Origin of the sequence: Methylobacterium gregans, assembly GCF_022179245.1 — a bacterium.
Taxonomy (GTDB): Bacteria; Pseudomonadota; Alphaproteobacteria; order Rhizobiales; family Beijerinckiaceae; genus Methylobacterium; species Methylobacterium gregans.
In genome coordinates this window covers 1-7,890 of record NZ_BPQM01000162.1, presented here as the reverse complement: position 1 = coordinate 7,890, position 7,890 = coordinate 1, and the positions used below count along the sequence as shown (strand labels likewise).

At 73.5% G+C, this 7,890-nt stretch carries 8 protein-coding genes; 2 read left to right on the top strand and 6 right to left on the bottom strand.

The window, feature by feature from the left end; genetic code table 11:
• Positions 1–194 precede the first annotated feature (194 nt).
• The 6 genes from MFF54_RS25645 to ccmA form a co-directional block, all read right to left on the bottom strand.
• Positions 195–791 carry a DsbE family thiol:disulfide interchange protein gene (locus tag MFF54_RS25645; RefSeq protein WP_238307025.1) on the bottom strand — a complete coding sequence of 199 codons (597 nt, stop codon included), beginning with the start codon at positions 789–791 and terminating at the stop codon, positions 195–197.
• Positions 788–967 carry a heme exporter protein CcmD gene (ccmD, locus tag MFF54_RS25640; protein WP_238307024.1) on the bottom strand — a complete coding sequence of 60 codons (180 nt, stop codon included), beginning with the start codon at positions 965–967 and terminating at the stop codon, positions 788–790. Before ccmD ends, MFF54_RS25645 begins: the two co-directional genes overlap by 4 nt.
• Before the next feature lie 10 nt (positions 968–977).
• Positions 978–1,793 carry a heme ABC transporter permease gene (locus MFF54_RS25635; protein WP_238307023.1) on the bottom strand — a complete coding sequence of 272 codons (816 nt, stop codon included), beginning with the start codon at positions 1,791–1,793 and terminating at the stop codon, positions 978–980.
• A 143-nt stretch (positions 1,794–1,936) separates the two neighbouring features.
• The gene (locus tag MFF54_RS25630) at positions 1,937–3,067 is read right to left on the bottom strand and encodes a glycosyltransferase family 61 protein (RefSeq protein ID WP_238307022.1); all 1,131 of its coding nucleotides are present in this window, start codon (positions 3,065–3,067) and stop codon (positions 1,937–1,939) included.
• Between the two features lie 106 nt (positions 3,068–3,173).
• Positions 3,174–3,842, bottom strand: coding sequence for a heme exporter protein CcmB (ccmB, locus tag MFF54_RS25625; protein WP_238307021.1), 669 nt, complete (start codon positions 3,840–3,842; stop codon positions 3,174–3,176).
• Positions 3,839–4,489, bottom strand: coding sequence for a heme ABC exporter ATP-binding protein CcmA (ccmA, locus tag MFF54_RS25620; protein ID WP_238307026.1), 651 nt, complete (start codon positions 4,487–4,489; stop codon positions 3,839–3,841). The genes ccmB and ccmA overlap by 4 nt, the downstream gene beginning before the upstream one ends.
• Positions 4,490–4,659: 170 nt before the next feature.
• On the opposite strand from ccmA, the gene MFF54_RS25615 reads away from it, so the two are divergent.
• Together MFF54_RS25615 and MFF54_RS25610 are read left to right on the top strand one after the other, a co-directional pair.
• Positions 4,660–4,866: a hypothetical protein gene (locus MFF54_RS25615; protein ID WP_238307020.1), complete on the top strand. Its 207-nt coding sequence runs from the start codon at positions 4,660–4,662 to the stop codon at positions 4,864–4,866.
• A 139-nt stretch (positions 4,867–5,005) separates the two neighbouring features.
• A complete protein-coding gene (locus MFF54_RS25610; RefSeq protein ID WP_238307019.1) occupies positions 5,006–7,750 on the top strand; it encodes a hybrid sensor histidine kinase/response regulator in 2,745 nt (914 codons plus the stop codon).
• Positions 7,751–7,890: the final 140 nt, after the last annotated feature.

Sequence of the window (7,890 nt, the reverse complement as noted above, 5' to 3'; positions counted from 1 at the left end):
CTCCACGATCCCCGGCCGCGGGCGGCGGCCGGGGATCGTGGAGCAGGTGGTGTCGAACGCCGCCCGCTCGATGGCCCGCAGCGTCGGCAAGCAGGTCGGCGACGCCATCCTGCGCAACGTGCTGGGCGGGCTGATGAAGAAGTAGCGGCCGCAGGATCTTTCCCTTCCCCTCTGCGGGGGAGGGAGAGTACGCCTCAGCGCGCCGCCGCGACCTGCCCGGCGCGGCGGATCTTCTCCAGCACGTCCTTCAGGTTGTCGGGCGTGACGATGCCGACGAGCTTGTCGCGGATCACGCCGTCCGGACCGATGATGAAGGTCTCAGGGACGCCGTAGACGCCGAAATCGATGCCGACGCGGCCCGTCTCGTCGAGCCCGACCGCCCGGAACGGCACCCCGTGCCGGGCGAGGAAGGCGCGGGCCTTCTCGGGGGCGTCCTTGTAGGCGATGCCGACGAGGCGGAAGCCGGATTCGCGGGCCAGCCGCATCAGCATCGGGTGCTCGACCTGACAGGGCGCGCACCACGAGGCCCAGACGTTCAGCACCGTGACCTGGCCCTTGAGGTCGGCGGAGGTCAGCCCCGGCACGGGGGCGCCGTCCGCGGTCACCCCCGGCACCGGCGGCAGCGCGAAGGCCGGAACCGGCCGGCCCACGAGCGCCGAGGGGAGGGCGGCCGGATCGACGCCCGAGCGCAGGCGCAGGAAGAACACCCCCGCCAGCACCGCGAAGGTGACGAGCGGCAGGATCAGCAGGAGCGAGCGGCGGGCCGGCGCCGCGGGGGCCTCGGCGCTCACCGGCGCTCCTCCCCTGAGCCGCGCAGCGCCCCGGAGCCGCGCAGCGCATCGAAGCTGCGCAGGGCCCGGGTCTGCGCGCGCCGGTCGCGCACGGCGTTCAGCACCAGCGCGCCCATCACCAGCGCGGTGAAGGCGTAGGACGCGAGGATGAAGCCCGCATGGGTTCCGAGATCCATGGTCGGGTCCTCAGAGCGCCTGACCGAGGGGGAGGGCGGCCGCGTTGGAGGCGGGGGCCGTCACCGCGACGCGGCCCGCGTCGAGGCGCTCCGCCTCGCGGATGGTCAGCGTGCGCACCCGGCGGCGCATCACCTCGGTGCGCATCGCGTAGAGGTGGAGCGTGGTCCCCCCGATCGTGGCGGCGAGGATCATCACGAGGAGCGGGTAGAGCATCGAGGGGTCGATGGTCGGGCCGCCCATGCGCAGGATCGAGGCCGGCTGGTGCAGGGTGGACCACCAGTTCACCGAGAACTTGATGATCGGCAGGTTGATGGCGCCGACGAGCGTGAGGATCGCCACCGCGCGCGCGGCCCGGTTCGGATCCTCCATCGTGCGCCAGAGCGCGACGATGCCGCAATAGATCAGGAACAGCAGCAGCATCGAGGTGAGCCGCGCGTCCCAGACCCAGTAGGTCCCCCACATCGGCTTGCCCCAGAGCGAGCCGGTGACGAGACAGATCAGCGTGAAGGCCGCCCCGATCGGCGCGGCGGCGCGCTGGGCCACGTCGGCCAGCGGGTGGCGCCAGACCAGCGTGCCCACCGCCGACAGGCTCATGGCGCCGTAGAAGAACACCCCGAGCCAGGCCGCCGGCACGTGGATGAACATGATCCGCACCGTCTCGCCCTGCTGGTAGTCGGGCGGGGCGACGAACCACGCGAGATAGAGCCCGATGCCGAGCGCCAGGGCGGAGAGACCGGCGAGCCAGGGCACGAGGGCGCCCGACCAGCGCATGAAGTGGCTGGGATTGGACAGCCGGGTCCAGAGGGAGATCGGGGCCGAGGACATCCTGCCTGCCTGAGGGCGCGCGCGGGACGTCCCGGCGGCCTGCCTGATACCGTGACATCCCCGCACGGTGCGGGGCGCTTGGCCAGGCTTTTAGCGTCGAGTGCGGTGCAGCGGCAATGCGGGGCTCCGGCGCACCCGGGTCATCAGGGGCCCAGGAGGCGGCGCAGCCCGGCGCGCGCCCGGCGCCCGGCGGCGCTCACGGAGCGGGCGAGGAGACCGCCCGACCGCGCGGCCTCCTCCCGGGCATCGCGCTCGCCGGTGCCGTCGAAATCCTGGGCGCGCTCGACCAGGGCGGCGGCGACGGAGGCCGGGTCCGGCAACGACCAGCGCAGGAAGAAGTCGCGCTCGGCGGCGTAGGCGTCGTTCCGGACCCAGGTCACGCCGTCGGCGAAGTAGTAGTGCGCCCGATTCCGGTTCAGGGCGTCGAAGAGCAGGAGGTTCGAATTGAGGCGGCGGCACCAGTTGAGGCCGAGGATCCGGCGCTCGGGCGCGGCGAAGAGCGAGACGTGCAGGGCCGAGCCGGTGAGGCCGAGGACGTGCCGCCGCTCGGCGAAGAGCCGGACCTGCGCGCGGATGTCGAGCTCCTCGGGGAAGACGATGTCGACGCCCCGGCGCTCGAGCGCCCGCACGAGTTCGGCCTCGTTCTCCAGCTTGTGGAGGCTGCCGGGAGGCAGCTTGAGCTTCGAGAGATAGGCCGGCCGCGCATCCCCGTCGGCGGCCACGCCCGCCAGCCAGGGCCGCCCGATCGCCTTGCAGAGGCCGTCGTAGGCCCGGCTCGCCGAACGGTTCTCCCGGAAGGCGCGCCCTGCCACCGTGACCTCGGCGAGCCGGACCGGGACGCGGAAGTGCCGGAGCGCCTCCAGGCCGAGCCCCAGGGATCCGAGCATCGGCTCCAGGAAGCCGAGGCCGCGGAGCCGCTCGATGTCCTGCGCGCCGTGGTAGAGCAGGGGCGTGTCGGCACCCGCAGGCAGCGCCCAGAGGCGCGAGAGGCTGCCGACGACGAAGTGGCCGAAATGCTCGACCACGTCGCCCAGATAGTAGAAGCGCCCGTCGATCCGCGGGGCCGAGGCGCGGAGCTCGGCGACCTGCCGCGCGGCGTCGGCGCCGAGCGGAGCGTCCCGGTCGATCCGTACGTCACCGTCGTAGAGCCCCCAGAGGGCACCGTACTCCACGGGCACGTAGAGCAGGTCGGTGCAGACCCGGATGTCCGGCGGCGCCTCGTGGATCGCGCAGGCGCCCTCGACCTCGGTGCAGCGCCTGATATCGGCCGGCATGTGCCCCTCGACGCTTAACCCTCGACCCTTGGCCCTCGACGCTGGCCCTCGACGATGCGTGTGAGGCGGCCGGATACGCCCCCCTGCGGGGGGCGTAAAGGACGCCCTACTCCGACCAGCGCAGGGCGGCGGCGGCCGCCAGCGTGCCGACCACCGCGGCGATCAGGCTGAGGGCCCCCAGGATCGCGAGCGGCGTCCCGAACGGCACCGTGCCGCCCGACGCCGCCTCGGTGGCCGAGACGCCGAAGATCAGGGTCGGCACCATCAGGGGCAGGACCAGCACCGCGAGGATCAGCCCGCCCCGGCGGATCGAGGCGGTGAGCGCCGCGCCGACCGCGCCGATGAAGGTGAGCGCCGGCGTGCCGACGAGGAGGGTCAGGGCGGTCGCTCCCATGGCGGTGCCGTCGAGGGCGACGAGCAGGCCGAAGAGCGGGGAGGCGAGCGCCAGCGGCAGGCCGGTGGTGAGCCAGTGCGCCGCGACCTTGGCCAGGACCACGAGTTCGAGGGGCGCCGGGCTCGCGCTCATCAGGTCGAGGGAGCCGTCCTCCTCGTCGGCCTGGAACAGGCGGTCGAGTCCGATGAGGGTGGCGAGCACCGCCGCGAGCCAGAGGATCGCCGGGCCGATCCGGGAGAGCAGGTTGAGGTCGGGCCCGAGCGCGAAGGGGATCAGCGCCACGATCATCAGGAAGAAGACGAGCGAGAGCGCGCCGGAGCCGCCGACGCGGGCCGCCAGCGCGAGGTCGCGGGCGATGAGGGCCGAGACGATGCCGATCACGCCCAGTCCTCCGGATCCGCGTCCACGGACGACGGGGCCGCCCCCGGCTCCGGCGCGGCGAGCGCCAGGGTGCGGGCATCCTCCAGACCGAGCGCCTGATGGGTCGCCGCCACCACGAGGCCGCCCGCCGCCCGGTGCTCGGCCATCAGCCCGGCGAGCAGCCCCTGCGAGGCGGTGTCGAGGGCGGCGGTCGGCTCGTCGAGGAGCCAGAGCGGCCGGTGGCAGACGAGGAGGCGGGCGAGCGCCACCCGGCGCCGCTGCCCGGCCGAGAGATAGGCCACCGGCAGGTCGTGGGCGTGGCCGAGGCCGAGCCGCTCCAGGGCCGGGCGCGGGGCGATGCGGGGCACGCCGAGCAGTGCTTGCGCGAAGGCGAGGTTCTCGCCCGCCGTCAGCGCCGCCTTCAGCCCGTCCCGGTGGCCGACCGCGTGAAGGCACTCGGGCAGGGCCGCTTCGCCGACATCGGCCACCGCCACCCGGCCCGCATCCGGCCGCAGCCGTCCGGCGAGGATCGCCAGCAGGCTCGACTTGCCGGCCCCGTTGCGCCCGGTCACCGCCAGCGCCTCGCCGGGGCCGAGGGCGAACGACAGGCCCGCGAAGACGCGCCGCCCCGAGCGCCGGCAGGCCAGATCCTCGACGCTGAGCCGCAAAAGCCCGCCCCCGCTCGCGCGGCCGGACACGGCGTCCGGCCCTCAGGCCCGCGCCTCTTGCCCGATCGCGCGGCGGAACGGAACCGCGCGCCGGGGCGTAAGTCACGGCGGAACGACGGGCGGCGAACGGCCGCGGGCCGCGAACCGGGGGCGCCGGAGGGCTCACAGCGATGCCGACCACGTCCATGCCGACCCTGTCGGCCGCGCAGCAGTGCGCCCCGAGCGAGGCCGAGATCCGCGCGAGTGCGGACGCGACGGCCGGCCTGCGCCTGGTGCGCGCCCGCCTCGACCGCTGCACGCCCGACGAGCGGCAGGCCTTCTGGGAGGCCGTGCGCCGCTGCTTCGGCGGCCCCGCGCCCGAGGAGGCGGGGGCGTAGGGCACCCGTGCGCGTCCCGGAGGTCCCGCGCAGGCTACCGCGCATGCACACTTTTCCCGTAAGACGGACCCGGTAGCGGCAACCCTTGCCGTCGCCGGTCCCGGGGCCTAACCGGGTCCGGTTACTGGATTGATGCGTGATGGCCGAGTTGTCTGGACCCACGTCGCCCGTCGCGACGCCCGTGCCGGGCTCGATCGACCGGTCCGAGCGGCCCGGTCGGGTCGGCCTCCTGCTCGTTCTGGCGGGGCTGCTCGTGGGCGCGGCCATCGGCCTCTCGTTCGTCGCCAACGAGCAGGCGCAGTCGCTGATCGTCTGGCTGCTGGCGCTGCTGGCCATGGCGGGCGTGTTCTTCCTGTTCGCGCTGGCGATCGGGGCGCTCCAGCTCGCGGGACAGGGGGCGCGCGACGACATCACCAAGGCGATCGTCGACGGCTCGCCGGACGCCGCCCTGGTGGCGGAGGAGGGCGGCCGGCTGATCTACGCCAACGAGGCCTATCTGCAGGTCGCGGGCGGCGACAGCTTCTCGAACCTGCGCTCGGTGGAGCGGGTCTTCGTCGGCTCGCCGGAGGTGTCGGAGGCGGTCTACCGCCTGTCCCAGGCCTCCCGCGACGGGCGCAGCCACACGGAGGAGATCCGCATGGCGCCCCCGCCCCGGGGCGGCGCCAGGGACTTCGCGTGGTACCGCATCCACGTGCGCCCCCTGCCCCGGCCGGGCCGGGCGGCCGCCCTCTGGACGGTCGCCGACATCACCGCCGAGCGCGAGCGCCAGGAGAACGTCTTCCAGGAGCTCCAGCACGCGATCGACTATCTCGACCACGCGCCCGCGGGCTTCCTGTCGATCGATCCGGCAGGCTCGATCGTCTACATGAACGCGACGCTCGCCGCGTGGCTCGGCTACGACCTCGCGACCGTGGGCTCCGGCGGGCCCCACCTCTCCGAGATCGCGCCGGGCGCCGAGGTGCTGACCCGCAGCGTCGGCCTGCCGGGCGAGGTGCGCACCGACCGGTTCGACCTGGACCTGCGCCGCCGCAACGGCCACCCGCTGCCGGCCCGGCTCTACCACCGCATCGCCTTCGGTAAGGACGGCAAGCCCGGCGCCTCGCGGACCTTCGTGATCAACCGCTCGGCCGGCGCCGAGTTCGACGAGCCGCAGCGCGCCGCCGAGGTGCGGCTCGCCCGCTTCCTCAACAACTCGCCGATCGCCATCGCGACGCTCGACCGCTCCGGCCGGATCGCCCGGGCCAACGCCTCCTTCGCGCGGCTCTTCGGCACGCTGCCGAGCCATCCGGTGGACGAGGCGGACGAGACCGCGCAGGATCCGGCCCACGAGCCGAACGTCACCGACGCGCTCACCGACCGCGAGGGCGTCGATGCGGCGCTCGCCAAGGCGGCGGGCGGCCTCTCCGAGATCGCGCCGATCGAGGTGAGCCTGAAGGGTCCGGGCAACCGCTCCGCCCGGGTCTGGCTGATCACGGCGGGCGGCACCGGCGAGGCCCTCGACGAGGACGAGCGCGAGTCGGTGATCCTCTACGCCCTCGACACCACGGCCCAGCGCCAGCTCGAGCAGCAGGTGGCGCAGTCGCAGAAGATGAACGCGGTCGGCCAGCTCGCGGGCGGCATCGCGCACGACTTCAACAACGTGCTGCAGGCGATCATCGGCTACTCGGACCTCCTGCTGGCGAGCCACCGGCCGACCGACCCGGCCTTCCAGGACATCATGCAGATCAAGCAGAACGCCAACCGGGCCGCGGGCCTGGTGCGGCAGCTGCTGGCCTTCTCGCGCCGCCAGACCCTGCGGCCGGAGGTGATGAATGTCGGCGAGTCGCTCTCCGAGCTGACCCTGCTGCTCAAGCGGCTGCTCGGAGAGCGGGTCGGGCTGGAGCTGAAGCACGGGCGCGAGGTCTGGCCCGTGAAGGCCGACGTCAACCAGTTCGAGCAGGTGATCGTGAACCTCGCGGTCAACGCCCGCGACGCGATGCCGGGCGGCGGCAAGCTCTTCATCCGCACCACCAACGTGGCCGATCCCGGCCCCGACGCCGTCGCGGACGGCCGCGGCGGGCCGCCGCCGGGCGACCACGTGCTGATCGAGGTGCAGGATACGGGCGAGGGCATCCCGCCCGAGATCATGGAGAAGATCTTCGAGCCGTTCTTCACCACGAAGGAGATCGGCAAGGGCACGGGCCTCGGCCTCTCGACGGTGTTCGGCATCGTCAAGCAGTCGGGCGGCACGATCGACGTGCAGTCGGTCGTGGGCGAGGGCACCGTCTTCAAGATCTACCTGCCGCGCCACGTCCCCGAGGTGGTGCCGGAGGCCCTGCCGGAGGTCTCGTCCGAGCCGCAGAACGATGGCCGTCCCCGGATTGTCGCGGCCGATCCCGCCGTGCCGGCCCTGCCGCCCGCGACCTACCCGCCGGCCAAGCCCGCCGAGAGCGCCGAGACGGCTCCGGAGGTGGCGCGCGCCGCACCGCCCTCTCCGCCCAAGCCCGCCCCGCGGAAACCCTCGGCGGACCATACCGGGCAGGGCACGATCCTGCTGGTCGAGGACGAGGATCCGGTGCGCGCGGTCAACAGCCGGGCGCTCACGGCCCGCGGCTACACGGTGCTGGAGGCGGCCTCGGGCATCGAGGCGCTGCAGATCGTGCGGTCCGGCGAGCACGTGATCGACCTCATCGTCTCGGACGTGGTGATGCCCGAGATGGACGGGCCGACGCTGCTCGGCGAGGTGCGCAAGCACCTGCCAGAGCTGAAGGTGATCTTCGTCTCGGGCTACGCGGAGGACGCCTTCCGCAAGAACCTGCCGGAGGGCGAGGCCTTCAACTTCCTGCCGAAGCCCTTCAGCCTGAAGCAGCTCGTCGAGACCGTGAAGAAGACGATGACGGGGTAGCGGCGGCACGGCCTCGCCTCGCGCGCCTTCGGCTCCGCGCGTCGTGCGACGCCGGAGGTGTGGCGGAAGAGGGAGACGCGGGACGCCGCGGAACCCTGTGTGATGTGCGTACGGAGACCGGTTCCCCGGCGTCCCGCGGG

Bases quoted from the DNA above. Each gene is read 5' to 3' on its own strand.
- ccmD (WP_238307024.1), bottom strand. From the start codon at position 967: ATGGATCTCGGAACCCATGCGGGCTTCATCCTCGCGTCCTACGCCTTC.
- MFF54_RS25635 (WP_238307023.1), bottom strand. From the start codon at position 1,793: ATGTCCTCGGCCCCGATCTCCCTCTGGACCCGGCTGTCCAATCCCAGC.
- MFF54_RS25630 (WP_238307022.1), bottom strand. From the start codon at position 3,067: ATGCCGGCCGATATCAGGCGCTGCACCGAGGTCGAGGGCGCCTGCGCG.
- MFF54_RS25615 (WP_238307020.1), top strand. From the start codon at position 4,660: ATGCCGACCACGTCCATGCCGACCCTGTCGGCCGCGCAGCAGTGCGCC.
- MFF54_RS25610 (WP_238307019.1), top strand. From the start codon at position 5,006: ATGGCCGAGTTGTCTGGACCCACGTCGCCCGTCGCGACGCCCGTGCCG.